Source organism: Variovorax sp. P1_G12 (assembly GCF_056405555.1).
On record NZ_JBFUBW010000060.1, the window covers coordinates 1 to 25,877 of the forward strand.

Sequence of the window (25,877 nt, forward strand, 5' to 3'; positions counted from 1 at the left end):
ATCCATCTTGGCCAGAGCCTCGTTGACCATCACCCGGATGCGGCGTAGCGGATGATTCGCTGGAACGAAATCGTCCAGCCGTCTCATGGTAAACAAACCTTCGGTGAATGTGTCAGGGCCGCGCATCGGAGCAGGTTTCGTGGGTCTGCGAAGACAACGCCTCAGGCCCACTTTCGGGGGACCATCCGGTGAGGTATTTCAGCAGCCTGCTAGGCTTGCAGCAGATCGACGTCCTGGGCTTCTCGCTCGGTGGCTTCCAGGCGCTGGACCTGACCTGGCGCCATCCGAATCTGGTGCGCAAGCTGATGCTGCTTGGAACCGGCCCGCGGGGCGGCGACCCCGATATGGAACCCAAGGTCTTGACCACGGCGCCACGACCGGTACCGGTGTACGAAGACTTCGAGTACCTGTTCTTCGGCCGGTCCGAGGCCGCCAAACAGGCCGCCCGCGAGTTCTGGGAACGCCGCCACCGGCGCGCCGATCAGGATCCGCCTTCGTCCCACGAAGTGGCCTCTGCGCAGATCGAAGCCAACATGCACTACCTGCCCAAGGTTGCTGAAGACGATCCGTTTGCTTACCTGCGCGGTATCCAGCAGCCGACGTTCATCCTCAACGGCGTGCACGACGTGATGATCCCGACGGTCAATTCTTTTTACATGGCGCGCAACATCCCCAACGCGCAGCTGTTCATCTACCCCGATGCCGGGCACGGCGCGCAGTTCCAGTATCCGCAGCGCTTTCTGCACCACGCCGTGCACTTCCTCGGTGAGTAACGGCAGCCCGGATCCATCGTCCCGAAGCCACCGACCATGCTCAAGTTCAAATTCCTGCTGTGGATGTTCACCCAACTGCTGCAGCGGCAGATCAAGAACAACCCCGACTGCGCACGTTACGTCGCGGGCAAGGAACTGGTGTTCCAGATCCGCACCGACGCGGGTGTCGGCCGCACCTTCGTGATCCGCAATGGCGCCATCCGCTCCGTGGCCGGGCTCGTGGACCAGCCGCGCTTCACCTTCAGCTTCAAGGATGCCGGCAAAGGCTTCTCGATCCTTTCGGCCAAGGACAGTCCGGCCGCTTTCCTGAGAGGCCTGGGCAGCAAGGACTTGACCATCAGCGGCAATTTCCTGGAGGTGATGTGGTTCCAGGGCCTGACGGCATTCCTGCAGCCGCCGAAGGCCGTCTCCCCTTATGACCGCACCACGTTCTGAGCCACCCATGGAAGCCGATCTGTTGAACCAACCCCTTCGACTTCCCAATGGCAGCGTGCTGCGCAACCGGCTCGCCAAGGCGGCCATGAGCGAGGCGCTGGGCACCTACGACAATCGTCCGACCTCCGACCTGGTGCAGTTGTACCGACGCTGGGGCGCCTCGGGCCTGGGACTGATCATGACGGGCAACGTGATGATTGACCGCCGCGCATTGGGCGAGCCTGGCAACGTCGTCATCGAGGACGAGTCGGACTTGGCTGTCCTGCGCCAGTGGACACAAGCTGCGACTGAGCAAGGGGCGGCCATCTGGGCCCAGCTCAACCATCCGGGCAAACAGTCGACCAAGGGGCTGAATGCGTTCAACCTCGCGCCCTCGGCCGTTCCTTTCCGCGAGGACATGGCTGCCTTCTTCGAGACACCACGCGAAGCCACGACGGGCGAGATCGAGGACGTCATCGAACGCTTCGGCCGCAGTGCGGCGATCTGCAAGAAGGCTGGCTTCAGCGGCGTGGAGATCCACGGTGCGCACGGTTACCTGATCAACCAGTTCCTCTCCCCCCACCACAACCGCCGCACCGATGAGTGGGGCGGCAGCCCCCAGAAGCGGCAGCGCTTCGTACTCGCCGTCTATGCGGAGATCCGCCGTCAGGTCGGTCCGGAGTTCGCGGTGGGCATCAAGCTCAACTCGGCCGACTTCCAGCACGGAGGCTTTACCGAGGAAGAGTCACTCGAGACGATCCGCGAGTTGGCCGACGCGGGCATCGACCTGGTCGAGATCTCTGGCGGCACCTACGAGGCACCCGCCATGAGCGGTGCGATGCAGGAAGCAAAGAAGGCTTCCACCGTGGCCCGCGAAGCCTACTTCCTCGAGTTTGCCGGCAAGGTGCGCGCCGCCGTAAAGGTGCCGCTGATGGTCACGGGCGGCTTTCGCACGGCCGCCGGCATGAACGCGGCCCTGCGCTCCGGCGCGCTCGATCTCGTGGGCCTCGCGCGACTGCTGGCGATCGACCCCGACGCGCCAGCCGCCCTGCTCCAATCGCGGGACAGCCTCCAGCAGGTGCGCCCCATCAGCACCGGCATCAAGGCGGTCGATCGCATGGGGATCATGGAGGTGCTCTGGTACACGCGCCAGCTCAAGCGCATTGCAAGAGGCAAGGCGCCACGTTCCGACGAAGGTGGGCTGCCGGCATTCCTGAAGTCCGCGCTCAACAACGGCTGGGGCACCTTTCGCACGCGGCGCCTGCGGGTGCGTACTTTAGTGCCAAGGGATTGAGATCAGAACTCATCGCTGGTGAACGCCATATGAAACGATCCACAATCCGATCCAAGGAAGCCACACACGAGCGCATCGTCGAAGCTGGCGCACGCGCGATCCGCCGCTGTGGCTATGACGGCATCGGCATTGCCGACATCATGAAGCAGGCCGGCCTCACCCACGGCGGGTTCTATGCGCATTTCGCCTCGCGCGAGGCCATGCTGGCCGAATTGGCGGATCGCGCAGGTGCCGAGGCCATCGCCACCTTCTTGCGCATCACGGCCGCAGTGCCTGCCGAGCGATCCTCGCAGGCACTGGTCCGCGCGTATCTGTCAGAAGATCATGTGAAGAACCCGGAGGTCGGCTGCCCGGTCGCCGCCCTGGGAACGGAGATGCCACGTCAGGCGCCGGCGGTGCGGCGCGCAATCACGCGCCGCATCAAAGACATGATCGACGTCGTTTCCCGCCAATCGGCCGACCGGGGCCAGCCCGGTGCGCACGAGCGCGCCCTGGCGACTGCCGCCACGATTGGGGCGGTGGTACTGGCGCGCGCGGTCGACGAAGAACCTCTGTCCAAATCGGTGCTGGAGGCGGCGCGAAAGCATCTCGCCCCTGGGGAGGATTGAGTTTGCATCCGCCCTTTTTTTGCGCGTCAGCATGATGCTCAACATATGAAACCCCTAACCTCAAAGGAGAAGTGAACATGACCTTCAAGGCGCTGCTGGCCACCAAGACCGGCGAAGTGATTTCCACGGCCTTGGTCGACTTCAACGAAGCCGACCTCATGCCGGGCGACGTCACCGTCGCGATCGACTATTCGACGGTGAACTACAAGGACGCGATGGCTGTCAGCGGCCGGTCACCGGTCATTCGCCAGTTTCCGCTGATTCCGGGCATCGACTTTGCCGGTACTGTCGAGACCTCGACCTACCCCGGCATCGTGGCCGGCGACCGCGTGCTGGCCAACGGGAGGGGGCTGAGCCAGACCCACCACGGCGGCTTCGCCCAGAAGGCGCGGGTGAGCGGCGACTGGCTGGTCAAGATCCCGGAGGTCTTTTCGAGCCGGGATGCCATGGCCATCGGCACGGCTGGGTACACCGCGATGCTGTCCGTGCTGGCGCTGGAACATGGCGGCCTAACGCCGGAGCGCGGCGACATCCTGGTGACCGGCGCTAACGGCGGCGCCGGCTCGGTGGCGATCGCCCTGCTCTCCAAGCTCGGCTATCGGGTGATCGCGTCCACTGGTCGTCTCGAGGAAGCCGATTACCTATGCGCTCTTGGTGCGGCTGACATCATCGACCGCCACACCCTGAGCGAACCCGGCGCACCGATCTCCAAGGAGCGCTGGGCCGGAGCCATTGATTCGGTCGGTAGCCATACGCTGGCCAACGTGCTGGCGCAGACCCAGTATCGCGGGGTGGTCGCGGCTTTCGGTCTGGCCCAGGGCGCGGATCTGCCTGCTTCGGTCCTACCCTTCATCCTGCGCAACGTCACCCTTGCCGGCATCGACTCGGTCAATGCGCCGCAGCACGTGCGCCTACAGGCCTGGTCACGGCTGGCCAGCGATCTGGAACTGGACAAGCTCGCACGCACGACCCAGGTAATCGGCCTGGCCGAAGTGACTGGCATCGCCGACCGGGTACTCGCCGGAAAAGTCCAGGGGCGCACCATCGTCGATGTGAACGGGTAACCATCAGTTCGGCGGCCATGCGCTCCTCATGATTTTTCGCTCCGCATAAGACACATGGAATAGACAATGACCAACGCCGACAAACAACGGGGGGCGGGCAGCTTTTACGCCAACGCCCCCACCCGATCGATCAACGTCGAGGGGACGGTGTTCGCATACCGTGACCTGGGGCCGCGCGATGGCGTGCCACTGATCCTGCTCAACCACTGGGGCGCGGTACTGGACAACTTCGACCCGCGGATCGTTGATGGCCTTGCCCGCAGGCATCGCGTCATCGCCACCGACTACCGGGGCATCGGCGCATCAGGCGGAACCGCGCCCGTGACCATCGATGCCATGGCGCGTGATGCCATCGCGCTGGTCCACGCGCTCGGCTTCAAGAAAATTGATCTGCTCGGCTTCTCCCTCGGAGGCTTCGTGGCGCAGGACATCACGTTGAAAGCCCCTGACCTGGTGCGCCGACTCATCCTGACCGGCACGGGGCCCGCAGGCGGCAAGGGCATTGACGAGGTCGGGGCGATCTCCTGGCCGCTGATGATCAAGGGCTTGCTGACGCTGCGGGATCCGAAGACTTACCTGTTCTTCACGTCCTCACCCAATGGTCGCCAAGCCGCGAAGGCCTTCCTGGAGCGACTGAAAGAGCGCAAGGCGGATCGGGACAAGGGGCCGACGCCCAGCGCCTTCTTGCGACAGTTGAAAGCAATCAAGGCCTGGGGCCGGCAGGCACCCCAGGATCTGGGCAGCATCCGCATTCCGGTGCTGATCGCCAATGGCGACAACGACATCATGGTGCCCACCGTGAACAGCAACGACATGGCGCGCCGCATTGCGGGATCGAAACTGATCATCTACGAAGACGCCGGGCATGGCGGGATCTTCCAGTACCACAGCGCGTTCGTTCCAGAGGCGCTGTCCCTTCTCAATGCTGAAACGATCCAATACAACGCATCAGTTCAAGGCACGCTTGTGCGATGACGCAAGCACGGCCACTTTCATCAACAGAATGGAGACGAAGAAATGAATCAGCCAACTGCAGTCGTGTTCGGCGTGGGATCGGTGCGCGGCGTCGGCGGTGCCGTCTGCAAGCGCTTCGCGCGCGAGGGGTACCACGTCATCGTGGCAGGGCGTACCTCGGCCAAGATCGAGGCGGTGGTTGCCGAGATCACCGCGTCGGGCGTTGGCAGTGCCGAAGCGCTTCGGACGGACGTGACCGACGAAGCACAGGTGATCGCCGCGTTCGACCGCGCGATGAACCCGGGGCCGGGTCGCGCGCCAGCGGATGTCGTCGTCTCCAACGCGGGCAACAACGCCGTCATCGATTTCACGCAGTTGACCGCTGCGCAGTTCGAGGATTTCTGGCGCGTCGGCTGCTACTCCGGCTTCCTGGTCGGTCGCGAGGCCGCACGCCGGCTCGTTCCATTGGGGCGCGGCACGGTGATCTTTACGGGCGCCTCCGGCAGCCTGCGCGGCAAGCCCGGCTACGCCCACTTCGCAGCCGCCAAGGCGGGGCTGCGCATGATCGCGCAAAGCATGGCTCGCGAGTACGGTCCGAAGGGGATCCACGTCGCGCATGTCGTCATCGACGGTGGCATCCTCGGCGACCGGCTTCAGAGCGCCTTTCCAGCAAGGGTGGAGCGTGCCGGTGCGGAAGGACTCCTCGGCTATGACGCCATCGCCGAGAACTACTGGATGCTGCACCGGCAGCCGACATCGGCGTGGACGCAGGAGCTTGACCTGCGGCCGTTCAAGGAGAACTGGTAACACTGTCGACTCGAGCGCCAAGGCTCAAGAGTTCACCCTGCGGGCAGCCCCCGAAACCCATCATTCAACAACTCTGGAGAACAGCGCTCTCATGAAAACATTCATCATCGACCGCTATGGAAAGAAAGAAGCTGGCCGCATCGGCGAAATGCCCGAACCGGAGGTGCGGGACGATGACGTTCTGATCCAGATCCACGCGGCGAGCGTCAATGCTCTGGACACGAAGATCAAGAGCGGCGAATTCAAACTGATTCTTCCCTACCGCCTCCCCCTTATTCTGGGCAACGACGTAGCCGGTACAGTCGTGCGGGTCGGCGCTCGCGTTCGCAGCTTCAAGCCCGGCGACGAGGTCTATGCGCGCCCCGACGATGATCGCATCGGCACCTTCGCCGAGTTCATTGCCGTCAAGGAATCGTCGCTGGCGCTGAAACCCAGGAATCTCAGCATGCTTGAGGCCGCCTCCCTTCCCCTGGTGGCGCTGACCGCCTGGCAGACGCTGGTGGAAACCGCCAAGCTGAAAAAGGGGCAGAAGGTGCTGATCCCTGCCGGCTCCGGCGGCGTCGGCACCATCGCCATCCAGCTGGCCAAGCATCTCGGGGCGTTCGTGGCCACGACCACCAGTACGGCCAACATCGACTGGGTGAAGGCATTGGGCGCGGACGTCGTCATCGACTACAAGCAGCAGGACTTCGCCACCGTGCTTCGTGACTACGACGTGGTGCTGAACAGCCTCGGCAATGACGAGCTGAAGAAGTCCCTGCAGATTCTCAAGCCGGGCGGGCATCTCCGCAGCTGCGCGAGGACTGGCTTGGCCGCTCCAACAGGTGCTGCGCCTGCTGAGTTTCGGCATCAGGAACAAAGCGAAGAAGAAAGGGGGCCAATACACCTTCGTCTTCATGCGGGCCGATGGGGCGCAGCTGCGCGAGATCACGTCCCTCGTCGAATCAGGCGCCATCCGCCCGGTCGTCGATAAAGTGTTCCCGTTTCAGGACACCCACCAAGCATTGGCCTACGTCGACAGCGGACGCGCCAAGGGCAAGGTCGTGGTGCAAGTGATCTAGCTGCCTCGCATGCCTCCGCCAGCGTCTTCGATCAAGCCCTTTTTCAGGCTGGTCACGCCATCGTATGGCCGACGCGCGCACCTCGCAGGTTTTGGAGTTCCTTGGCCGATCTACACGACAAGGAGAACGATTTGAGTACACAAACAACCGGCAGCATTGGCAAGCGCGCGCTGGTGACCGGCGCATCCAGCGGCATTGGCGCGGCCATCGCGCGTGAGCTCGCGGCGCTCGGCGTTGATCTCGTGCTGACGGCTCGGCGCCGCGACGCACTCGATGCGGTCGCCGCAAGCTGCAAAGGCGTGAAGGTCGAGATCGTCATCGCAGATTTGGGTAAGCCCGATGCCGCGCGCACGCTGTGGGATGCCGCAACCGCCGGCGGCCCGATCGACATCCTGATCAACAACGCCGGGTTCGGCTACTTCCGCCGGTTCGACGAGGTCGACTGGACGCGCGACGCAGAGCTGGTCCAACTCAACATGACCTCGCTCGTCGCGCTCGCGCGGTGCTTCGTCGACGCGCGCAAGGCAGGCACCAGACCCGCGCACATGGTGAACATCGCGTCTACCGGCGCGTACCAGTCTGTACCGAACATGGCGCTGTACGCCGCGTCGAAGGCTTTCGTCCGCAACTTCAGCGAGGGCCTGCACGACGAGCACCGCGGCACGCCGCTGTCGGTGACCTGCATCTGCCCTGGCGGCACTGAAACCGCGTTCCACGCCGCGTCCGGAGGTGGCGACTACTCGTGGATCGCGAACGCGTCGACGAAAAGCGCGGAGTTCGTGGCGCACGCCGCGATCCGCGCGATGCTGCGCGGCAAGCGCACGGTGGTGCCCGGCCTGTTCAACAAGCTGTCGTGCTTCGGCGTGCGTTTCTTGACGCGGCGGTTCGCGTCGCGGGTTGCGTCTCAAGTGCTCGGCAAGCCGCGGTTGGCGCTGCCGGCGCGAAGAGTGACTTGAGAGAAGCAGGCAACTAACAAAGTGAGCGGATCGCCTGAGGCAAGGCAGCCACGGCGTTCGTCGGGCCCATCAGAAGAAGCCAGAAATGCGACATTTCAACTTCGCTGGCGCTGCGACATTTGAAAGCAGCGTTGACAACGCATCGCCTTCGGATCGCATTGGCGAACGGACTGCGCCACTTCATTCGAATTTCACCGGATTGATGTTGAATTCGGCAGCCATGGAGATGCCCGGCGAGAAGGCTGCCTCGGTCGCGTTTTGCGGGCGATGTGCCCGAGCACCATCCGCTTTCGATCAACCGCTTCGCCGCGCTCCATGCGCGGGTCAACCGGCGCCTCCTCAGGAGCAATCGGCCGCTTCGCAACGAACAGGTCGTGCGCATCGCCCGCGAGGGCTGGCCCGATGCTTCCCCACTTTCTTCGATGGGCGCAGACCTGGATTCTGCTTTCGGCCGGAGATTGATCTTTCGGTAGTCACAACCCGCGCAGGTATTCGGTGGCCACCGTCACGCAGTGCTCGAAGCTCGGGGTGTATTCCAGCGTGGCGATGGCATCGAATCCGGCGCGCAGGCTGGGATGTGGATCCTGAATCTGCGCCAGGAAGGCTTGCCGGTGGCGCAGCAGGAACGATCTGGCATGCGCCAGTTCCTGCGGCTCGCGTTCGGCCACTAAGGCCAGGTCGAACAGGTCCCGCGCCGTAGCGCGGTCGCCACGGTGGTACATCTTCTTCGCAATGATCTCGGCAGCCGTCTCCACCTTGACGAGGCGGCCACCAATGTCCCATTCCTCCCAAGCATCGTCCAACAGATTGGGGGCGGCCACGAAATCGATCTCACCYTCCTCGAATTGGAGCTTGACGAAAGAGCCCGCCATTTCAACGTAATCGGCCGTCAAGTCCGCCGCCGCGTCGCTCAGCCTAGGCGTGACAAAGCCGAGGTACTGGGGATCCGGGACGAAGATGTCGATGTCCTTGCTCAGACGGTGTCGGTAGCGAAACATCAGCACGGTGCCGCCACCGAACGTCCAGAACGGGTCGCTGAGCCCGCCGTGCCTGCTGATCTCGTCGATCAGCACCAGCGCCCGGGGAAACAGTGCCTCCCAGGCCCCACCGGGCAACTGCACCTTCATGCCCACAGTCCCTGGCGGTGCACGGACAGCGCCTTGGCGAGCTTCGCCACGTTGCGCCATACCTGCCGTGGCGACACATGCGCCCTTGAAGCCGCTTCCTCCACCGCCATCACGACGATCGGCACCGGGGCCTCGTCGAGCAGATGGGTCAAGTGCGCGGCGAATGGCGTGGGAACGGCACCGCTGGCCAAGGCCTGGCCCAGGGTTTCAGGAGCCAGCTCGCGCGCGTAGCTGACGCTCGCTGTCTTGGCCGCCATCCACAGACCGCGCTTCTTGTCGCGGGCCTGCGTGGATGGCTCAGGCGTGTCCAGGCCCAGGACCGCCAACACCTGCGCGACCCGGTTGACGCCGAGATCGTTCAAGGTTCCGTTCTCCAGTCCCACCAGCGTCTGGCGCGACAGGCCGCTCAGGTGCGCGAGCTGCACCTGCGACAAGCCCAGATCCATGCGCCGGATCCGGACTGCATGGCCGATATCCATCAGGTTCATGGTAGGTCAACAGTTCAAAATATGTCTGATATTTTGGACATTCTAGATGTTTCACACGTCAGCGCCAAGCCGCTCGCCGACTGCGCAACTGCCACTGCAAACCGACGGGGCGCGCCGGCGCTGCCGGAGGCAAGTGCGGCCCGGTCGCTCCGACGGACCTCTTCCTGTCCATGCTGAAACCGCCCTGGCTCTGCCAACGCACGCCTGTCCAGGTGTTCCCAAGCAACCTCGGGCGTCGCAGTCGGAGACCCGCCTCCCCGTCTTCGCAGCCGCCGGCTGCTCTTTCGACTCGCGCATGCAGCTGGGCCCAGACTTCCTGGCTGGACCACACGAAACGCCGGAACCGGCAATAGCGCAAACGTGGCCACGAACAGGCGCGGCTTGCGGAAGCGCTCGGTGCCCTTCACGCGCGTGGGCGCGCCCTCGCCGTAGTCGACCTGCATCGCCTCGCCGGGTTGGGACGACATCGGGGCTGAACACAGAGGGCGTCTCCCGTTCCGGGACCAGGCCGAGCAGCGCTTGCGCGAATTCGTCGACGGCAAAGCCAAGAAACTGCAGGACAACCAGGCTGGACACCATGAGTACCACCGATCTGTTCACCGTCAGCGATGCCGAGCGCGAACGCGCGGCCGCCCACGCCAAGTCCGCCGCCGCCGAAGCGGCAAGAATCCCCGACATTCCTTCGGACACGCCGCTGCGCCCGATCCGCAAGGTGGCCGTGATCGGCGCTGGCACCATGGGCGGCGGCATCGCAATGTCGCTTGCCAACATCGGCATTCCCGTCACGCTGATCGACGCCACCCCCCAGGGGTTGGAGCGCGGCCTCCAGCGCGTGAAGGACAACTACGACGGCAGCGTCTCGCGCGGCAAGCTCGGCCCGACCGAAAGGGAACAGCGCCTGGCGCTGATCACGGGCTCGCTTCAGATCGCCGACGTGCGGGAGGCCGACATGGTGATCGAGGCCGTGTTCGAAGACATGGGCCTCAAGCAGGGCATCTTCCGTGAACTCGACGCCCTGGCCAAGCCAGGCGCCATCCTCGCCACCAACACATCGGGCCCCGATGTGGACGAGATCGCGGCCGCGACCACACGTCCCCAGGATGTTGTGGGCGCCCATTTCTTCAGCCCCGCGCATGTAATGAAACTGCTGGAGGTGGTGCGCGCAGCGAAAACCGAACCCGATGTGGTCGCCACGTTGATGGACCTCGGCCGGCGCATGGGCAAGGTCGCAGTGCTGGCACGCATCTACCCGGGCTTCATCGGCAATGCGCTGTTTCGCAACTACACGCGCGAGGCGCACTTCCTGGTGGAAGACGGCGCACTGCCGCACGAGGTGGACGCCGCGCTGAAGAAATTCGGCTACGCCATGGGCATCTTCGCCGTGCATGACATGGCCGGCAACGATGTCGGCTACCAGACGCGCAAGGCCCAGATCGCCACCCGCGCGGGCGATCGGCGCTGGAACGACCTGATCCTCAAACTGTGCGACCTGGGCCGCTTCGGCCAGAAGAGCGGCAAGGGCTGGTACCGGTACGCGTCGGGCGACCGCAGCCCGCAGCGCGATCCCGAGGTGGAACAGTTCATCGTCGAGGAATCCGCACGCATGGGCATCGAGCGCCGGCCAATGACCGAAGACGAGATCATCAAGCGCTGCCTCTACGGCATGATCAACGAAGGTGCGAAGCTGCTCGAACAGGGCATCGCGCTGCGTCCGGGCGACATCGACATCACCTACCTCACGGGCTACGGCTTTCTGGGCCACCATGGCGGCCCGATGTACCTGGCCGACCGCATCGGGCTGGACCACGTGCTGGCCGACATCCGGCGCTTCCATGCGCAGGACGGGTTCTGGTGGACGCCCGCGCCGTTGCTGGAGAAGCTGGCGCGCGAAGGCAGATCCTTTGCCGACCTGCAGGTGGCTGGCTGAATAGACCGGGAACCTCAACCATGGATCTCGGAATTCAGGGAAGACGAGCGATCGTCTGCGCGTCCTCGCAGGGACTCGGCCATGCCTGCGCCCTGGCGCTCGCGCAGGAAGGCTGCGAAATCTTCATCAACGGGCGCGACGCCGACAAGCTCGAGCGCGCGGCCGAAGCATTGCGGCACGCCACGGGAGCCTCAGTCACGCCCGTGCGGGCGGACCTCGACACCGAGGCCGGCCGTGCGGCCCTGCTCGCCGCCTGCCCTGCACCGGACATCCTGGTCAACAACAACGCAGGGCCATCGCCCGGGCAGTTGGCCGATTGGGACCATCCCGCCTGGATCGGTGCGCTGGAAAGCAACCTGCTCGCCGCCGCACTGCTCATGCGCGACACGATCCCCGGCATGCGCGCGCGCAAGTTCGGGCGCATCGTCAACATCACCTCGGCCATGGTGAAGTCACCGCATCCGGCCATGGGGCTGTCCACGGCCGCGCGCGCCGGCCTGACGGCGCTGTCCAAGGCGCTGTCGCGGGAGGCCATCATCGACAACGTCACCATCAACAACCTGCTGCCCGAGCGCTTCGACACACCGCGCCAGGAATTCATGGCGCATCGGCTGATGCATGAACAAGGCATCACCCGCGACGAGGCACGGCGGCTCATCGCCGACACCTTGCCGGCCAAGCGTCTTGGCGATCCCGCCGAATTCGGAGCCGCCTGTGCCTTCCTCTGCGGTCGTCTGGCTGGCCTCATGACCGGACAGAACCTGCAACTGGACGGCGGGGCCTACGGCGGACTGGTCTAGCGACGGAATCCGTGACTCCGTCACTTTTGACGGCAGCGACCCTATCAGGACCTGTTCACGCTCTTTCCGGGCTCGCGAAGCCGGTATCGAAGGTCGGCCGCACCTCCAGCGGCCGCGGGATCAGCCCCACCTGGTGGTAGAAGTCCGCGGTGCGCTGCTGGTCGGCGATCACCTTGGCGTCGATCGGCACCCACTGCTGCTGGCGCCGCTCGAACTGCAGCTTCGCGGCCTCGGGCGGAATGCCGATGATCTTCGCCAGCGTGGCCGAGAACGCGTCGACATTGCGGTACGACCAGTCCTGGGCCTTGACCACGCGCCGCAGGAAGTCCTGCAGCACCGGTCGCTTGGCCGCGATCGCGGCATCGGTCGCGGCCAGGTAGCTCAGGCCGGGCAACAGCCCGCGCCCGCTCACCAGCACCCGCGCATGCCCGCTCGTTTCCGCCAGGGCGGTGTAGGGCTCCCAGGTGGCCCAGGCGTCGACGGCGCCCTGGGTCAGGGCCAGCTTGGCATCGGCCGGGGCGAGGAAGCGCAGGGTCACGTCCTGCGGCTTCAATCCGGCGGCGGTGATGGCCTTCAGCGTGACGTAGTGGCCGATCGAGCCGCGGTTGGTCGCCACGCTCTTGCCCTTGAGATCGGCGGCGGACTTCAGCGGCGAATCGGGGCGCACGAGCACGGCGGTGCCGTAGGCGTCGGACCGGTTCGCACCGATCGCCTTGATGCGCGTGCCGGCTGCCAGCGCGAAGACCAGCGGCGCGTCACCGATCGGGCCCGAGTCCACGGCCCCCGCATGGAGCGCCTCGGCCAGCGGCGCGGCGGCCGGGAACTCCGACCACTGGATGTCATAGCCCAGGCTCTCCAGTCCGCCCGCGGCCTCGAGCAGCGCGCGCAGCCCGCCTTTCTGGTCGCCGGCCTTGAGCACGGGGCGCGACTGGGCGCGCAGCACGGCGGCCGGCAAGGCCAGCGCCGCAGCGGCCGCCAGCGAATGGGTGATGAACTGACGGCGCGGTGCGCAACTCATGAAGAACTCCTCGAGGTTGAAAGCGAATGAAGGAACTCAATGGACGAAGCCGCCCTTGAGGAAGCGCACCGGCTCGGCGTCCATGCGCGCGATGAGCGCGCCGAGGCTGTCGTCCGGCGGCACGGCCGGCACGCCGCCGTCGCCGGCATCGGTGCGGCACAGCAGATCGTCTTGCGACCAGGCCGCCTGACCCGGTGAACCGAGCGCGCGCAGCCAGCCGTCGCGATCGACCAGCCACTGCGTGCCGGCCAGCCGGTCGGTGCCGGCGATCAACGAGAACGCGTTCCAGGCGGCCGTGGACTCGGCGATGCATTCGGCGCCGGCGCCCGACGCCGTCTCGTCCTCGCGGCGCAGCAGCACCGTGACCACACGCGGGTCCTCGCGCAGCGCGGCCTGAGGCGTGCCGGCCGCCACGATGCGCAAGCGCTGGCCGCGCCAGCTCGCCAGCCGGCGCGGCGCCCGGCCTGCGCACCGCACCTCGACATCGGGCAGGCCGACGGGGCCTGCCCAGGCCCCGGTCGCGCGCAGGCTCTGGCCGGCAGCCTGGGCCTTCATGAAGTCGATCAGCGCCCAGGCCTCGCCGTCGCCGAGCTGCGCAAAGGCCGGCATGGTCGCGGCACCGTGGCGATCTTTCATGCCGTGCAGCAGGTGCCAGAGCAGCTCGCCATCGGCGCGCCGCCAGAGCAGCGGGCCGGCCAGGTCCGGCGGCCAGACCGGCTGGGCCGCGGCGAGCGGGCCCCGGCCGCGCCCGTCGACGCCATGGCAGGCGGCGCAGTGCCGCGCATGGAGTTCGCCGCCGCGTGCCATCGAAGCCACGTCGAACCCGGTCGGCGACCGGTGAAAGCTCGTTGGAACCGCAGGCACGAACAGCACCGCGGCCTGCGGCCACGGCGCGGCGACGAGCAGCAGCGGCACCGCCGCAATGAAGAACCAGCGCGGCTGGCGCCAGAGCCCCGCGAGCAGCAGCGCCAGCGCCGCCAGCGCCAGCACGAGCAGGGTCAGGGCCAGGCGCCTGGCCTGTCCGGCGTCGATCAGCAGGTTCTCGCCCGACAGCCGCAGCGCCCAGGGCCAGGCGGCCTGGCCATGGCTCGTTCCGGCCAGGCCGGCCCAGGCCAGCAGCCCGAGCAGGCCTTCCTGCGCCCTCTGCAGCCACCCGACCAGCGGTTCCAGCCACGCGGCATCCGGTGTGCGGACCACCGTGGTGTCACCAGGTCGCGTCGAGGCCGAGGTGCCGCAGCGCCTCGTGCCGCAGCGCCGCCAGCCGCGGGTGGCCGCGATGCCGCGGGTACGGCAGGTCGACCACCAGCTCCGCCGTGATGCGCGCCGGCCGGTCGCTCAGCACGATCACGCGGTTGGCGAGGAACAGCGCCTCTTCCACGTCATGCGTGACCAGCAGCGCCGAGAAGCCGGCACGCTGCCACAGGTTCACCAGCTCGCTTTGCATGGCGATGCGCGTCAGCGAGTCCAGCTTGCCCAGCGGCTCGTCGAGCACCAGCAACTGCGGATCGTTGACCAGCGCGCGCGCCAGCGCCACCCGCTGCGCCATGCCGCCCGACAGTTGGTGCGGAAAGCTCTTCGCGAAGTCGCCGAGGCCGACCAGCGCGAGCGCGTCGTCGACGCGCCGGCGCTGCGTCTTCAGCAGCCCGCGCGCCTGCAGGCCCAGTGCCACGTTGTCCCAGACGCTGCGCCAGGGGTAGAGCGTCGGGTCCTGGAAGACGACGATGCGCGAGGGATCGGGCCGTGCGATCGGCACGTCGTCCTGCGTGATGCGGCCGGTGGTCGCAGGCTCGAGTCCGGCCACCAGCCGCAGCAGCGTCGACTTGCCGCAGCCGCTGGGCCCGAGCAGCGCGACGAACTCGCCCGCACGCACTTGCAGGTCGATGCCGTCGAGCACCTGCAGCACGCCGCCCTGCTGCCTGAACCAGTGGCTAACCGCCTGGATGTCGATGCGCGCGCCGGCCTGCGCGACGGTGGCGGCGCTCACCATTTGACGGTCCCCTTCTGCCATGACAGCGCACGGTCGCGCACCTTGAACAGCAGCGTGATCAAGCCCGAGCACAGCACCGCCATCACCAGCAGCGCCGCATACATGTTCGGGTAGGCGGCCCAGCCCTGGGCCCACTGCAGGTACCAGCCGAGGCCGGCCTTGACGCCCATCATCTCGGCCGTCACGAGGACCGAGAAGGAGGCCCCCAGCCCCATGAACAGGCCGACGAAGACCTGCGGCAGCGCCGCCGGCACCGCGACCCGCAGCACCAGGAACCACTCCGGCGCGCCCAGCGTGCGCGCCACGTCGTAGTAGCTCTTGTTCACCGAGGCCACCCCCGACCAGGTCAGCACCGCCACCGGGAAGAAGGTGGCGAGCCCGACCAGGAACACGGCCGCGGCATAGCTCGATGGCGCGAAGAAGAAGGCCAGCGGCAGCAGCGCCGAGGCCGGCACCGGACCGAGGAAGCGCAGCACCGGATGCACCCAGTAGCCGGCGATGCGCGACCAGCCGATCCACACACCCGTGGCGAAGCCGACCCCCGCGCCCAGCACGAAGCCGTGCGCGAGCAGGCGCAGCGAATGCGCGGTCGAGAGGCCGAGCCGGCTCCAGTCCTCGACGGCGACATCGAGCAGGCTCTGCGGCGGCGCGAAGAAGGGCGGCGGCAGCAGGCCCATCTTGGCCGTCAGCGCTTCCCAGAGCGCGAGCAGCAGCGGCGCGGCGATGAGCCACTGCCCGGCCGGGCGCAGCTGGCGGCCGATCCGTCCGGCGCGGGCGCCGAGCAAGGCCAGCACCCCGAGAGCGACGGCGACGGCGATCGCGCCGATGCCGAACTCCTGCGTGAAGTTCCAGTCGCTGAAGCCGACCTCGCGGTTGGGCCAATAGACGGTCAGCACGCCGAGCGCCAGCCATGCGGCGGCTGCGACGAGGCCGGTGCGCCAGACGCCGGTCACGGCGGGCTCGTCCAGCACGGCGGGCGTGGCAACGGGCCGCGCGTCGCGCCGGGCCGGCAGGCGCGCCGGCGCCGCCTGAGGCCGCGGCGCGCCGAGGATGTTCTCGGCGGTCGTCATGCCAGCACGTCCACCGACACGTGGTTGGCCAGCCGCGCCGGATCGGTGCTCGACTTCAGCACGCCGACCGAGCGGAAGTCGCGGGCATAGAACTCGACCTCGTCGCGCAGGTTCTTGCCGACCGGGTGATGCGCGTGCGTCAGCGTTCCGAGCAGCGCCTGCAAGTCCTCGACCGGCACCTTCGGCGAATACTTCGCGAACAGCTTGGCCGACTCGTTCGGGTTCTCGGCCACGAAGTCCGAGGCCTGCACGATGGCGCGCACCAGCGCCGCCACCACCGGCTTCTCCTTGCGCACCAGTTCGCCGCGGGCGCCGACGATGCAGCAGACCTTGTCCTTGTACTCGCCGGAGAGATTCGATGCGAGTTCCTGGTAGCGCCCCTTGTTGCGCTTCTCGATCAGGTAGAGCGTCGGGTCGCCGTCGGCGATCGCCTGGATCTCGCCCTTGTTGACCGCGATGTCCAGCAGGTCGGCCGGGTACTGGCGCCAGGTGACGTCGCGGTCGGCATCGATGCCGTTCTTCTTGAGCAGGATCGAGAAGAAGTTCTTGCCCGGGCTCGCGATGTCCGACACGCCGATGGTCTTGCCCTTGAGCTTCTGGAGATCCGTGACGCCGGCCTCCTTGACGCCCACCAGGCGCACGCAGCCGCCGTGCGAGCTGCCGACGATCTTGACGTCGAAGCCCGATTCGAGCGGCTTCAGCCAACGGTGGATCATGCCGACCGCCGCATCGGCCTTGGCGGTGGCGAGCGATTCGAGCAGCTGGTCGGTCGATCCCGTGTAGTTGATCAAGTCGACCTGCAGCCCGTTCTTCTCGAAGATGCCGCGCTCCTGCGCCACCACCACGGGCGAGAGGCAGAAGGCGGAGGCGTTCCACGCGAACGTCAGCTTGCGTTGCTGCGACCAGGCGCGAGTGGCGATCAGGCCGCTGGAGGCGACGACGGCAGCGGCACCGCCGACACGCAGCACGCGGCGTCGGGAGAAGGAAGGGTTGTTCATGTTGTGGTTCCGGTTCAGTCAAGCAGTTCGGGCTCGGCCTCGACCAGTCCTTCGTAGAGGCTCTCGAACGCATGCAGCGCGCCCTCGGGGCCGCCGATCTGCTGGTGGGTGTGGCGCGCCACCGCATCGTCGATCGGCTGCGGCGTGCTGCCGGCCGCCTCGGCCAGCAGTTGCGTGTGGCAGGCGTTGTCGAGCGCGATGTACCACCAGGCAGCGGCTTCCACGCTCGGGCCGGCGCTCAGGATGCCGTGGTTCTTGAGGATCGCGCCCTTGCGCCCGCCCAGCGCCCTGGCGATGCGCAGCCCCTCGCTCTCGTCGACCACCATGCCCGTGAAGTCGTCGAAGAGCGCGTGGTCGTCGTGGAACACGCAGGCGTCCTGCGTCAGCGTGTCGAGCTTGCGGCCCAGGGTCGACCATGCCTTGCCGAAGGTCGAATGCGTGTGCGCGGCCGCGATGATCTGCGGGTTGTGTTCGTGGATCGCGGCATGGATCGCGAAGGCCGCCTTGTTCAGCGGGCGCTCGCCGACCACGGTCTCGCCCGCGGCGTTGACCAGCAGCAGGTCCGACACCTTGATGCGCGAGAAATGCACGCCCAGCGGATTGACCCAGAAGTGGTCCGTCAGCTCGGGGTCGCGCGCCGTGATGTGGCCCGCCAGGCCCTGTGCGAAACCGAAGCGGGCGAACAGGCGGAAGGCGCCCGCCAGCCGCTCCTGCCGGTGGCGGCGCTCGGCTTCCACCCCGGCGCGCGGCGCGGGCGGATCGAACCAGTGCTTGCGCTGCGGGTTCGGGTTCAGGGCCAGCCGGCTGCCCGGGCGCTCCCCGCTGCGGTCGATGTCCAGTACGGCGCTCATGCGGTTCCTTCGGGCACGTGGATGCACGGCGAGGTCAAGCGGCCTCGCGCTGCGCGGCGACGCGCTGCGCCACCAGCTCGCGGGTGCGCGGGATCAGTTCGCGGCCGTAGTCGATCGCGTCCTCGAGCGGATCGAATCCGCGGATCAGGAAGGTGGTCACGCCGAGCGCGTGGTAGTCGAGCAGCGCATCGGCCACCTGCTCCGGGGTGCCGACCAGCGCCGTGCTGTTCGAGCGGCCGCCGATCTCCTGTGCGACAGCGGTCCACAGCCGCTTGTCGAGCCGCGTCCCCTGCTCCGCGGCGGCCAGCAGGCGCCTGGCGCCTTCGCTCTGCAGCGGGCCGCCGCGACCGAAGCCCTGCACCACGCGCAGGCGGCGGGTCTCGGCCAGGATGCTGTCGGCGCGCTCCCAGGCCTTGGCTTCGGTCTCGGCCAGGATGGGACGGAACGAGACCGAGAAGCGCACCTGGCGCCCGTGCCTGGCGGCCTCGGCGCGCACCCGGCCGGTGAGTTCGCGCGCCTGGTCCAGCGACTCGCCCCACAGCGCGTACACGTCCGCATGCTTGCCGGCCACCGGGATCGCGGCCTCCGAAGCGCCGCCGAAATACACCGGCACATGCGGCCTGCCGTTGCGCGTCTGCACCGGCTTGACTTCGGAGAAGGCGTCCTTGAAGCGGTAGTGCGCGCCTTCGTGGTCGAAGGGCTGGTCGGCCGTCCAGACCTTGCGCAGCACCTCGAGGTATTCGTCGGTGCGCGCATAGCGCTGGTCGTGGTCGAGCCAGTCGCCGTCGCGCTTCTGCTCGTCGTCGGAGCCGCCCGAGATGTAGTGGACGCCGAGCCGGCCGCCGCTGAACTGGTCGAGCGAGGCGAACTGGCGCGCGGCCAGCGTCGGACTCACGAAGCCGGGGCGATGCGCCAGCATGAAGTGGATGCGATCGGTCACCGAGGCGGCGTAGGCCACGGTCAGGGTCGCATCCGGGCTGGTGGAATGGTGCGGCACCAGGACCCGGTCGAAGCCGGCCTGCTCGTGCGCCTGGGCGAAGGCGCGCACGTAGTCGCGGTCGATGGCAGGGCCGCGTGCGGGATGGATTTCAGAGACCTTCTGGGCCTGGATCATGCCGATGAATTCGATGTTGCTCATGGTGTTGCGTCCTTGGATGAAGTGGGAGTGAAAGAGCGGTTCAGGCCGGCGCCGGGCCGCCCGCGCGGCGAAGTCCGCGCTTCGCGCGTACGGGCGGCCTGCTGATGCCCCCTCGGGGGGCAGCGAACCACACGCAGTGGGGAGCGTGGGGGCCATTCATGCCGGATTGGCGCGCGACAGCGCGGCGTCGAAGCTGCGGTCCCACAGCGGCGCCACGTCGGCGGGGCCGTCGAGCACGCCGAGCTTCTGGAAGGTGTCGGCCACTTGCTGGTGGCTGCGTACCGCGGCGTGGGTCACCGGGCCCAGTCCGTAGTCGTTGCTGCGGCCATTGAAGAGCTCGATGATGTCGCCCACCGGCACCCGGGTCTCGGCCGACTGCGCCTTCGCGTAGTCGAGGTAGTTGTCGTTGGCCCAGGCGTAGGCGCGCTGCAGCCGCAGCAGGAAGTCGGTGATCGCGGCATGGCGCAACGGGTCGTCCACCGCGCGCGGATTGGCATAGACCGGGAAGTTGCCCGAGAGATAGCCCTTGCCGGTCTTGATGACCCGGGCCCCATGCTGGGTGCGCGCAAGCTGGCCGTTGTAGCCGTAGATGGCCCAGGCATCGAGGTCGCCACGGGCGAAGGCCGAGAGCCCGTCGGCCGGGCTCAGGTTGACGGGCTGGATGTCGCTGAAAGACAGCCCCGCCTCCGCGAGCTGCTGGCTCAGGTAGTAGTGGGCGGTGGTGGCCCGCACATAGCCCACGCGCTTGCCCTTGAAGTCGGCGATGGTCCTGATCGGCGCGTCCTTGCGCGCCAGCGTCGCCTGGTTGTTCAGGTCCTCGTGGATCACGGCGATGAAGCGCACCCTGGCCTTCTGCCGGGCAGCGAAGATGGCGGGGATCTCGCTGCCCGAGCCCAGGTCCAGCGCGTCGCCCTGGATGGCCTCGATGTGCAGCACGCCGTTGTTGAGCTCGCGCCAGTCGATCCTGTAGGGCGTGCGGCCCTGGCCCGAGGCCTCGATCAGCGGGCGCCAGAGGCCCTTGTAGGTGCCGATGCGCAGCGTGAGCCCCGAGAGGTCCGGGGTCGCCGCGCGGACCAGCGTGCTCGCGGCGCCGAGGGCGCTGGCGGCGCCCGCCGACTGCAGCCAGCGGCGGCGCGACCATGCGGCGGAGGTGGGGTGGGGTGGCAATGTCATGGACCCAGACCGTAAGGCGTCGAAGTGCGAAAGCGAACGCATGATTCCGAGTTTGGATATGCGGCCTGCGTCGTTGGCCCGGCGCGCCGCGGGCGCTAAGGTGCGAAGCCATGAGTTCCCAAGCCCTGCGCCGCCTGCCGGTGCCTCCCCACGAGGACGCCGCACTGCTCGCGCGCCTGTCCGCCCGCTTCGCCGAAACGGCGGCCGACCACGACCGCGGCGGCAGCTTCCCGCGCGACAACTTCGCCGCACTGCATGCGCAGGGGCTGATCGCACTGGTCGCGCCGCGTGTGCACGGCGGCGGCGGCGCCTCGCTCGAAGCGGCGCGCCGGGTGCTCGCCGCGGTCGCGTACGGCGAGCCCGCGACCGCCCTGATCCTGACGATGACATGGCTGCAGCATCACGCGATCAGCCGCAGCGACAGCCGCTGGCCCGCCCGGCTGCGCGAACGCGTGCTGCGCGACGCCGTGCGCGATGGCGCATTGATCAACGCCTTGCGCGTGGAGCCCGCGCTGGGGTCGCCCGCACGCGGCGGCCTGCCCGCCACGACCGCGCGCCGCGACGGCGATCAATGGCAGCTGAGCGGCCACAAGCTCTACACCACCGGCATCGAGGGACTGCGCTGGCTGTCGGTGTGGGGCCGCACGGACGAGCCGTCGCCGCGCGTCGGCGTCTTCCTGGTGCCGCGCGACGCGCCGGGCGTTCGCGTGGTCGCGAGCTGGGACCACCTGGGCCTGCGCGCATCGGGCAGCCACGAGGTGATCTTCGAGGAGGTCGCCATCCCGCTCGACCATGCGGTCGACCTGCGGCCGCCGGCCGAATGGGCACCCGACGCCGGCAGCCAGACCGACGTCGATGCCCATGCGACGCAGCAGGCCTGGATGGTGGTGCTGCTGGGCACGCTGTACGACGCGGTGGCGCGGGCCGCGCGCGACTGGCTGCTCGGCTTTCTCAACCACCGGGCCCCCAGCGGCCTGGGCGCGCCGCTGGCCAGCCTGCCGCGGATGCAGGAAACGGTCGGCGAGATCGAGGCCCTGCTGCGCACCAACCGCGTGCTGCTCGACCAGGCGGCCGCCGAAGTCGACGCCGGCCACGCGCCTTCGGCAGCCGACAGCGGCCTGTTGAAGTACACGGTCACGACCCAGGCGATCCGCGCGGTCGAGCTCACGCTGCAATCGAGCGGCAACCACGGCCTGACACGTCACAACCCGCTCGAGCGGCACTACCGCGACGTGCTGTGCAGCCGCATCCACACGCCGCAGAACGACGCCATCCTGGTGGCCGCGGGCAAGCGCGCCCTGGGCGCCGCGGCCGCGCGATGAGCGCGGCGCCGCTGCACGATTTCGTGGCCGACTTCGCCCGCCTGCTCGATCGGCGCCCGGGCGAAGCCGACATCCTCGAAGCGGGCGGCCGCCTGCTGCGCCGGCTGGTGTCGCGCGACGACTGGCTGCCGGAAGCCTTCGCGCAGCCCGATCCCGCGCGCTACCAGCAGTACCTGCTGCATGCCGACGCGGCCGGGCGCTTCTCGGTCGTGAGCTTCGTCTGGGGGCCCGGACAGGCCACGCCGGTGCATGACCACACGGTGTGGGGCCTCATCGGCATGCTGCGCGGCGCCGAGTACAGCCAGCCCTATCGCGAGCAAGACGGCCGGATGGCGGCCGACGGGCCGCCGCTGCGGCTCGACCCCGGCGATGTCGAGGCGGTGTCGCCCACGGTGGGCGACGTGCACCGCGTGCACAACGCCTTCGACGACCGGGTGTCGATCAGCATCCATGTCTATGGCGCCGACATCGGCGCCGTGCAGCGCCATACTTATCCCGCCGCCGGCGGGCGCAAGCCCTTCGTCTCGGGCTACGCCAACACGCAGCTTCCCGATCTCCGCAGAACATGACCGCCGCCATCGCCCAAGCCACTGGATTCCCCACCCTGTCCTTCGCCGACGTGCGGGCGCAGCTCCTGGCACATCACGAGATCGCACTGCTCGACGTGCGCGAGGAAGACCCCTTCGCGCAGGCCCATCCGCTGTGGGCGGCGAACCTGCCGCTGTCGAGGATCGAGCTCGACGCCTGGCGGCGCATTCCGCGCCGCGACACCCTCCTCGTGCTCTACGGAGAGCACGCGGGTGCCGACCTCGCACCGCTGGCCGCCAGCCGGCTCGCCGCGCTGGGCTACAGCCGCGTTCATCTGCTCGAAGGCGGTCTCGACGGCTGGCGTCGCGCGGGCGGCGAGCTGTTCCGCGACGTCAATGTGCCGAGCAAGGCCTTCGGGGAACTGGTCGAGCACGAGCGGCACACGCCCTCCCTCTCGGCGCAGGAGGTCAAGGCGCTGATCGATGCGCGCGCCGACGTCGTGATGCTCGACGCGCGGCGCTTCGACGAATACCGGACCATGAGCATTCCGACCGCGACCAGCGTGCCCGGCGCCGAACTGGTGTTGCGGGTGCGCGAGCTGGCGCCCGACCCGGCCACGCGGGTGATCGTCAACTGCGCGGGTCGCACGCGCAGCATCATCGGCACGCAGTCGCTGGTCAACGCCGGCATCCCCAATCCGGTCGCGGCCCTGCGCAACGGCACCATCGGCTGGAAGCTCGCCGGGCAGGTGCTGGATCACGAGGCCGCGCGCCAGGCACCCGCACCGGGCGCGGCGAATCGCGCCCTCGCCCAGGCCGGTGCGCAGGACGTGGCCCGCCGCGCGGGCGTGCGCTGGATCGGCCTCGACGCCCTGCCCACGCTCGATGCGCCGGACCGCAGCGTCTACCGCTTCGACGTGCGCACGCCGCAGGAATACGAGGCCGGCCATCTGCCGGACTTCGCCAGCGCGCCCGGGGGCCAGCTGGTGCAGGAGACCGACCATCACGTGCCGGTGCGCGGGGCGCGCATCGTGCTGGCCGACGACGACGGCGTGCGGGCGCCGATGACGGCCTCGTGGCTGGCGCAGATGGGATGGGAGGTCTACGTCACGCAGCCGCAGCCCGAGGCGGCACGCAGCGCCATCGGCACTGCGCCGGCCGGGCATCCGGCCGCACCGCCGGTGGCGGAGGTCTCGCCGGCCGAGCTGGCGCAGGCACTGCAGGCCGCGCCAGGCGATATCGGGGTGATCGATGTCACGGCCAGCCTCCAGCACGCGAAGCGCCATATCCCGGGCGCCTGGTTCGCGATCCGCGCCCAGCTCGCGCAGGCCCTGGACGCGATCCCGCCCGCGCGCCGCTACGTGCTGACCTGCGGCAGCAGCCTGCTGGCGCGCTTCGCCGCCGCCGATCTGCGGGCCGCGCTCGCGGTCCGCGGCAGCGCTGCCGAGGTGGCCGTGCTGGCGGGCGGCAATGCCGCCTGGTTCGCGGCCGGACTGCCGGCCGAGAGCGGCCTGCCGCGCGCCGCGACACCGGCCACCGATCGCTACCGCCGCCCCTACGAAGGCACCGACGCGCCCGCCGCGGCGATGCAGGCCTATCTGGACTGGGAGTTCGGCCTGGTGGCGCAGCTGGGCGTCGACGGCACGCACGGGTTTCGCGTGCTCTGAGCTCCCAGGTCAGAGCCGCGCCAGATCGGGCCCGTCCTTGGGGCCGAACCAGGCGCGGCGATAGGCCTCCCGGGCCACGCGCTCGGCGTTGGCGTCGCCCTTGCGGCGCTCGACCTCGGCCAGGCCGGCCAGCGCCCAGCCGTTGTTCCGGACCCGGGCCAGCGAATCCCTGAACGCCTGCTCGGCCTCGTCGAGCCTGCCCTGGCGCAGCCGGACCGAACCCAGCGATTGCCGCACCGGGTAGTACCAGTAGGGCGGCTCGGTGTAGGCCAGCGCGTCTTCGATGGCGACGGCCTCGGTGTAGGCCTTGGCGGCACCCTCGAGGTCGCCCGCGGCATCGGCCAGCCGGCCGGTGGCGACCAGACCCGCGGTGCGCACGATCTCCTTGGCCGGCAGCCCCCAGGCCTCGAAGGGCTTGAAGTCGACCGTGCGCTCGATCGCGGCGATGGCGTCGATCTCGCGCTGCGCCCCGGCCTTGTCCTTGCGCTGCGCGTAGGCGATGGCGCGCGCATAGTGGTACATGGTCGACACCAGCACCACGTCGTCGGAGGGCGCTGCCAGCCTGAGGATGGTGTTGGGGTCGCTGAACTGGGCGCGTGTCGTGTAGTGCGCCGCCTTGATCGGCTGCAGGATGGGGAACATCTTCACCAGGTCGGCGGGCACCGAGGCGTCGAGCTTCGCGGCCGCATCGATCGCCGTGCCGCCGTTGCTGCCCATCTGCGCCGAGACCATAACGAAATGGATGTGTGCGGGTAGTAGGCGGCCTTGTAGAGCGGGTCCGACGGCGTCCTGAAGTAGGTCTCGTCGACCTGGATCGCACGCCGATTGGCCTCCAGCGACTCGCGGTACAGCCCCACGCGGTAGTAGATGTGCGCGGGCATGTGGACCAGGTGGCCGGCGCCGGAAACCAGCGCGCCCAGCCGCTTCGCGTAGGGCAGCGCGCGGTCCGGCTGGGTCGACGCCTCCACCGCGTGGATGTACAGGTGGATGGCGCCCGGGTGGGTGTTGTTGCGCTTCAGCACCGTCTCCAGGTGGCGACGATCTCGGCGCCGCGTCCCTTCGGCTCGGCGCCGCCGGCTTGCCAGTAGTCCCAGGGTTGCGTGTCCATGGCGGCTTCGGCAGACAGCACCTGCAGCGTGTCGTCGGTCGGGAATCGCGCCGCCACGGCCTTCATGGCGTCCGCATAGGCGCCATCCAGCGCGCTGCGCTCGGGCGGGGCATCGGCGGCGTAGCGTTTCTCGAGCGCGCCGACCAGCATCTGCTCCAACTCGCTCGCCCGTCCCTTGAGGGCCACCGCCCTGGACAGCGCGGCCAGCGCCAGCGCATTGGCCTCGGGCATCATCGGGACATTGATATTCGGGCCCAGCACCAGTGCCTCGCCCCAGAAGCACATGGCGCACTCGGGATCGAGCTTCTGCGCCGCCTGGAACGCGGAGCGTTGCAATGCGACGCGGCGATGCGAGGATCATCGGCGTGCTCTCCAATGCCACGCCAATCTTTTCGACGCTCATGCTAACCGTGATTTCGGGTGGATCAGTATCTCTGCAGGTGGCCGGGGCCATGTTGCTAGTGACCGGCGCGAGCGTTGCGGTTTTCCTTTCAACGGGCAATCAAGATCCTGCCCGTACTGGCGTCGGTGTTCCGGCGGCGCAAACGCCCTGTGGGCACGAGTTGGCGAATGGACGAAACCTATATCAAGGTCGCCGGCCAGTGGAAGTATCTGTACCGAGCCGTGGATCGAGACGGTGACACAGTTGACTTTCTGCTGCGCGCCAAGAGAGACCGCGCCGCCGCGCGTCGTTTCCTAGAACAGGCCATCGGACTGCATGGCGTACCCGAGAAGATCACCGTCG

General features: G+C 68.1%; 27 protein-coding genes and 4 pseudogenes. 15 read left to right on the forward strand and 16 right to left on the reverse strand.

Annotated features, from left to right (window positions below; all coding sequences use genetic code 11):
* Positions 1 to 126: pseudogene (locus AC1D2O_RS36120) on the reverse strand (IS5/IS1182 family transposase); the annotation flags it as partial.
* Here AC1D2O_RS36120 and AC1D2O_RS36125 point away from each other — a divergent pair.
* The 9 genes and pseudogenes from AC1D2O_RS36125 to AC1D2O_RS36165 all read left to right on the forward strand — a co-directional run bounded on the left by AC1D2O_RS36125 (position 108) and on the right by AC1D2O_RS36165 (position 7,931).
* Positions 108 to 773, forward strand: coding sequence for an alpha/beta fold hydrolase (locus AC1D2O_RS36125; RefSeq protein ID WP_478158794.1), 666 nt, complete (start codon positions 108 to 110; stop codon positions 771 to 773). The pseudogene AC1D2O_RS36120 and the gene AC1D2O_RS36125 sit on opposite strands and share 19 nt — an antisense overlap.
* Positions 774 to 809: 36 nt before the next feature.
* The gene (locus tag AC1D2O_RS36130; RefSeq protein ID WP_478093920.1) at positions 810 to 1,208 is read left to right on the forward strand and encodes a helicase; all 399 of its coding nucleotides are present in this window, start codon (positions 810 to 812) and stop codon (positions 1,206 to 1,208) included.
* A gap of 7 nt (positions 1,209 to 1,215) precedes the next feature.
* Entirely contained in the window at positions 1,216 to 2,481 is a 1,266-nt protein-coding gene (locus AC1D2O_RS36135; RefSeq protein WP_478158795.1) for an NADH:flavin oxidoreductase/NADH oxidase family protein, read from the forward strand.
* A gap of 29 nt (positions 2,482 to 2,510) precedes the next feature.
* A complete protein-coding gene (locus AC1D2O_RS36140; protein WP_478093924.1) occupies positions 2,511 to 3,089 on the forward strand; it encodes a TetR/AcrR family transcriptional regulator in 579 nt (192 codons plus the stop codon).
* Between the two features lie 77 nt (positions 3,090 to 3,166).
* The gene (gene acuI / locus AC1D2O_RS36145; protein WP_478158796.1) at positions 3,167 to 4,153 is read left to right on the forward strand and encodes an acrylyl-CoA reductase (NADPH); all 987 of its coding nucleotides are present in this window, start codon (positions 3,167 to 3,169) and stop codon (positions 4,151 to 4,153) included.
* Between the two features lie 66 nt (positions 4,154 to 4,219).
* Positions 4,220 to 5,128, forward strand: a complete 909-nt coding sequence (locus tag AC1D2O_RS36150; RefSeq protein WP_478158797.1) for an alpha/beta fold hydrolase — start codon at positions 4,220 to 4,222, stop codon at positions 5,126 to 5,128.
* Between the two features lie 63 nt (positions 5,129 to 5,191).
* Positions 5,192 to 5,914, forward strand: a complete 723-nt coding sequence (locus AC1D2O_RS36155) for an SDR family NAD(P)-dependent oxidoreductase (RefSeq protein WP_478090965.1) — start codon at positions 5,192 to 5,194, stop codon at positions 5,912 to 5,914.
* Positions 5,915 to 6,005: 91 nt separating this feature from the next.
* Positions 6,006 to 6,975: pseudogene (locus tag AC1D2O_RS36160) on the forward strand (NADP-dependent oxidoreductase).
* A gap of 101 nt (positions 6,976 to 7,076) precedes the next feature.
* Positions 7,077 to 7,931 (forward strand): SDR family NAD(P)-dependent oxidoreductase, encoded by an 855-nt coding sequence (locus AC1D2O_RS36165; protein ID WP_478090963.1) that lies wholly within the window; start codon positions 7,077 to 7,079, stop codon positions 7,929 to 7,931.
* Between the two features lie 13 nt (positions 7,932 to 7,944).
* Here the strand turns inward: AC1D2O_RS36165 and AC1D2O_RS36170 are convergent, their stop codons facing one another.
* The 4 genes and pseudogenes from AC1D2O_RS36170 to AC1D2O_RS36185 all read right to left on the reverse strand — a co-directional run.
* On the reverse strand, positions 7,945 to 8,259 hold the full coding sequence (locus AC1D2O_RS36170; RefSeq protein WP_478090961.1) for a hypothetical protein: 315 nt from the start codon (positions 8,257 to 8,259) through the stop codon (positions 7,945 to 7,947).
* A gap of 145 nt (positions 8,260 to 8,404) precedes the next feature.
* On the reverse strand, positions 8,405 to 9,058 hold the full coding sequence (locus tag AC1D2O_RS36175) for a nucleotidyl transferase AbiEii/AbiGii toxin family protein (protein WP_478090959.1): 654 nt from the start codon (positions 9,056 to 9,058) through the stop codon (positions 8,405 to 8,407).
* Entirely contained in the window at positions 9,055 to 9,546 is a 492-nt protein-coding gene (locus AC1D2O_RS36180; RefSeq protein WP_478090957.1) for a helix-turn-helix domain-containing protein, read from the reverse strand. Before AC1D2O_RS36180 ends, AC1D2O_RS36175 begins: the two co-directional genes overlap by 4 nt.
* A 268-nt stretch (positions 9,547 to 9,814) precedes the next feature.
* A pseudogene (locus AC1D2O_RS36185) lies at positions 9,815 to 10,001 on the reverse strand (IS21 family transposase); the annotation flags it as partial.
* 122 nt (positions 10,002 to 10,123) lie between these two features.
* On the opposite strand from AC1D2O_RS36185, the gene AC1D2O_RS36190 reads away from it, so the two are divergent.
* Positions 10,124 to 11,473 carry a 3-hydroxyacyl-CoA dehydrogenase gene (locus tag AC1D2O_RS36190; RefSeq protein ID WP_478158798.1) on the forward strand — a complete coding sequence of 450 codons (1,350 nt, stop codon included), beginning with the start codon at positions 10,124 to 10,126 and terminating at the stop codon, positions 11,471 to 11,473.
* Positions 11,398 to 12,273, forward strand: coding sequence for an SDR family oxidoreductase (locus AC1D2O_RS36195; protein ID WP_478158799.1), 876 nt, complete (start codon positions 11,398 to 11,400; stop codon positions 12,271 to 12,273). Before AC1D2O_RS36190 ends, AC1D2O_RS36195 begins: the two co-directional genes overlap by 76 nt.
* Positions 12,274 to 12,328: 55 nt before the next feature.
* Here the strand turns inward: AC1D2O_RS36195 and AC1D2O_RS36200 are convergent, their stop codons facing one another.
* The 8 genes from AC1D2O_RS36200 to AC1D2O_RS36235 all read right to left on the reverse strand — a co-directional run bounded on the left by AC1D2O_RS36200 (position 12,329) and on the right by AC1D2O_RS36235 (position 20,508).
* The gene (locus AC1D2O_RS36200) at positions 12,329 to 13,291 is read right to left on the reverse strand and encodes an ABC transporter substrate-binding protein (protein WP_478090951.1); all 963 of its coding nucleotides are present in this window, start codon (positions 13,289 to 13,291) and stop codon (positions 12,329 to 12,331) included.
* Between the two features lie 36 nt (positions 13,292 to 13,327).
* Positions 13,328 to 14,488 (reverse strand): c-type cytochrome, encoded by a 1,161-nt coding sequence (locus AC1D2O_RS36205; protein ID WP_478158800.1) that lies wholly within the window; start codon positions 14,486 to 14,488, stop codon positions 13,328 to 13,330.
* Positions 14,489 to 14,495: 7 nt separating this feature from the next.
* Positions 14,496 to 15,278 (reverse strand): ABC transporter ATP-binding protein, encoded by a 783-nt coding sequence (locus AC1D2O_RS36210; protein WP_478094356.1) that lies wholly within the window; start codon positions 15,276 to 15,278, stop codon positions 14,496 to 14,498.
* Positions 15,272 to 16,348 (reverse strand): ABC transporter permease, encoded by a 1,077-nt coding sequence (locus tag AC1D2O_RS36215; protein ID WP_478094354.1) that lies wholly within the window; start codon positions 16,346 to 16,348, stop codon positions 15,272 to 15,274. The genes AC1D2O_RS36210 and AC1D2O_RS36215 overlap by 7 nt, the downstream gene beginning before the upstream one ends.
* Entirely contained in the window at positions 16,345 to 17,346 is a 1,002-nt protein-coding gene (locus tag AC1D2O_RS36220) for an ABC transporter substrate-binding protein (protein WP_478158801.1), read from the reverse strand. The genes AC1D2O_RS36215 and AC1D2O_RS36220 overlap by 4 nt, the downstream gene beginning before the upstream one ends.
* Positions 17,347 to 17,360: 14 nt before the next feature.
* Positions 17,361 to 18,197, reverse strand: coding sequence for a class II aldolase/adducin family protein (locus AC1D2O_RS36225; RefSeq protein WP_478091528.1), 837 nt, complete (start codon positions 18,195 to 18,197; stop codon positions 17,361 to 17,363).
* 34 nt (positions 18,198 to 18,231) lie between these two features.
* Positions 18,232 to 19,335: an LLM class flavin-dependent oxidoreductase gene (locus AC1D2O_RS36230; RefSeq protein ID WP_478091530.1), complete on the reverse strand. Its 1,104-nt coding sequence runs from the start codon at positions 19,333 to 19,335 to the stop codon at positions 18,232 to 18,234.
* A gap of 156 nt (positions 19,336 to 19,491) precedes the next feature.
* Positions 19,492 to 20,508, reverse strand: a complete 1,017-nt coding sequence (locus tag AC1D2O_RS36235; protein ID WP_478091532.1) for an ABC transporter substrate-binding protein — start codon at positions 20,506 to 20,508, stop codon at positions 19,492 to 19,494.
* 110 nt (positions 20,509 to 20,618) lie between these two features.
* On the opposite strand from AC1D2O_RS36235, the gene AC1D2O_RS36240 reads away from it, so the two are divergent.
* Genes AC1D2O_RS36240 through AC1D2O_RS36250 form a run of 3 tightly spaced genes read left to right on the forward strand, consistent with a single transcriptional unit; the run spans position 20,619 to position 24,024 of the window.
* Positions 20,619 to 21,830, forward strand: coding sequence for an acyl-CoA dehydrogenase family protein (locus tag AC1D2O_RS36240; RefSeq protein ID WP_478158802.1), 1,212 nt, complete (start codon positions 20,619 to 20,621; stop codon positions 21,828 to 21,830).
* The gene (locus tag AC1D2O_RS36245; RefSeq protein ID WP_478091535.1) at positions 21,827 to 22,399 is read left to right on the forward strand and encodes a cysteine dioxygenase family protein; all 573 of its coding nucleotides are present in this window, start codon (positions 21,827 to 21,829) and stop codon (positions 22,397 to 22,399) included. The genes AC1D2O_RS36240 and AC1D2O_RS36245 overlap by 4 nt, the downstream gene beginning before the upstream one ends.
* Complete coding sequence (locus AC1D2O_RS36250; RefSeq protein WP_478091536.1) at positions 22,396 to 24,024, forward strand: rhodanese-like domain-containing protein; 1,629 nt, start codon at positions 22,396 to 22,398, stop codon at positions 24,022 to 24,024. The genes AC1D2O_RS36245 and AC1D2O_RS36250 overlap by 4 nt, the downstream gene beginning before the upstream one ends.
* Before the next feature lie 9 nt (positions 24,025 to 24,033).
* On the opposite strand, the gene AC1D2O_RS36255 is transcribed toward AC1D2O_RS36250, so the two are convergent.
* From AC1D2O_RS36255 to AC1D2O_RS36265, 3 genes are read right to left on the reverse strand one after another with little or no spacing between them, the layout of a single operon-like run.
* Positions 24,034 to 24,756, reverse strand: a complete 723-nt coding sequence (locus AC1D2O_RS36255) for a hypothetical protein (RefSeq protein WP_478091538.1) — start codon at positions 24,754 to 24,756, stop codon at positions 24,034 to 24,036.
* Complete coding sequence (locus AC1D2O_RS36260) at positions 24,669 to 25,046, reverse strand: hypothetical protein (RefSeq protein WP_478158803.1); 378 nt, start codon at positions 25,044 to 25,046, stop codon at positions 24,669 to 24,671. The genes AC1D2O_RS36255 and AC1D2O_RS36260 overlap by 88 nt, the downstream gene beginning before the upstream one ends.
* A complete protein-coding gene (locus tag AC1D2O_RS36265; protein WP_478091542.1) occupies positions 25,040 to 25,468 on the reverse strand; it encodes a hypothetical protein in 429 nt (142 codons plus the stop codon). Before AC1D2O_RS36265 ends, AC1D2O_RS36260 begins: the two co-directional genes overlap by 7 nt.
* 165 nt (positions 25,469 to 25,633) lie before the next feature.
* On the opposite strand from AC1D2O_RS36265, the pseudogene AC1D2O_RS36270 reads away from it, so the two are divergent.
* Positions 25,634 to 25,877 (forward strand): annotated as a pseudogene (locus AC1D2O_RS36270) (DDE-type integrase/transposase/recombinase); the annotation flags it as partial.

Coding starts and splice junctions, on each gene's coding strand:
- AC1D2O_RS36125 (WP_478158794.1), top strand. CDS start 108: ATGTGTCAGGGCCGCGCATCGGAGCAGGTTTCGTGGGTCTGCGAAGAC.
- AC1D2O_RS36130 (WP_478093920.1), top strand. CDS start 810: ATGCTCAAGTTCAAATTCCTGCTGTGGATGTTCACCCAACTGCTGCAG.
- AC1D2O_RS36135 (WP_478158795.1), top strand. CDS start 1,216: ATGGAAGCCGATCTGTTGAACCAACCCCTTCGACTTCCCAATGGCAGC.
- AC1D2O_RS36140 (WP_478093924.1), top strand. CDS start 2,511: ATGAAACGATCCACAATCCGATCCAAGGAAGCCACACACGAGCGCATC.
- acuI (WP_478158796.1), top strand. CDS start 3,167: ATGACCTTCAAGGCGCTGCTGGCCACCAAGACCGGCGAAGTGATTTCC.
- AC1D2O_RS36150 (WP_478158797.1), top strand. CDS start 4,220: ATGACCAACGCCGACAAACAACGGGGGGCGGGCAGCTTTTACGCCAAC.
- AC1D2O_RS36180 (WP_478090957.1), bottom strand. CDS start 9,546: ATGAACCTGATGGATATCGGCCATGCAGTCCGGATCCGGCGCATGGAT.
- AC1D2O_RS36190 (WP_478158798.1), top strand. CDS start 10,124: ATGAGTACCACCGATCTGTTCACCGTCAGCGATGCCGAGCGCGAACGC.
- AC1D2O_RS36200 (WP_478090951.1), bottom strand. CDS start 13,291: ATGAGTTGCGCACCGCGCCGTCAGTTCATCACCCATTCGCTGGCGGCC.
- AC1D2O_RS36210 (WP_478094356.1), bottom strand. CDS start 15,278: ATGGTGAGCGCCGCCACCGTCGCGCAGGCCGGCGCGCGCATCGACATC.
- AC1D2O_RS36215 (WP_478094354.1), bottom strand. CDS start 16,348: ATGACGACCGCCGAGAACATCCTCGGCGCGCCGCGGCCTCAGGCGGCG.
- AC1D2O_RS36220 (WP_478158801.1), bottom strand. CDS start 17,346: ATGAACAACCCTTCCTTCTCCCGACGCCGCGTGCTGCGTGTCGGCGGT.
- AC1D2O_RS36225 (WP_478091528.1), bottom strand. CDS start 18,197: ATGAGCGCCGTACTGGACATCGACCGCAGCGGGGAGCGCCCGGGCAGC.
- AC1D2O_RS36230 (WP_478091530.1), bottom strand. CDS start 19,335: ATGAGCAACATCGAATTCATCGGCATGATCCAGGCCCAGAAGGTCTCT.
- AC1D2O_RS36235 (WP_478091532.1), bottom strand. CDS start 20,508: ATGACATTGCCACCCCACCCCACCTCCGCCGCATGGTCGCGCCGCCGC.
- AC1D2O_RS36240 (WP_478158802.1), top strand. CDS start 20,619: ATGAGTTCCCAAGCCCTGCGCCGCCTGCCGGTGCCTCCCCACGAGGAC.
- AC1D2O_RS36245 (WP_478091535.1), top strand. CDS start 21,827: ATGAGCGCGGCGCCGCTGCACGATTTCGTGGCCGACTTCGCCCGCCTG.
- AC1D2O_RS36250 (WP_478091536.1), top strand. CDS start 22,396: ATGACCGCCGCCATCGCCCAAGCCACTGGATTCCCCACCCTGTCCTTC.
- AC1D2O_RS36255 (WP_478091538.1), bottom strand. CDS start 24,756: ATGGTCTCGGCGCAGATGGGCAGCAACGGCGGCACGGCGATCGATGCG.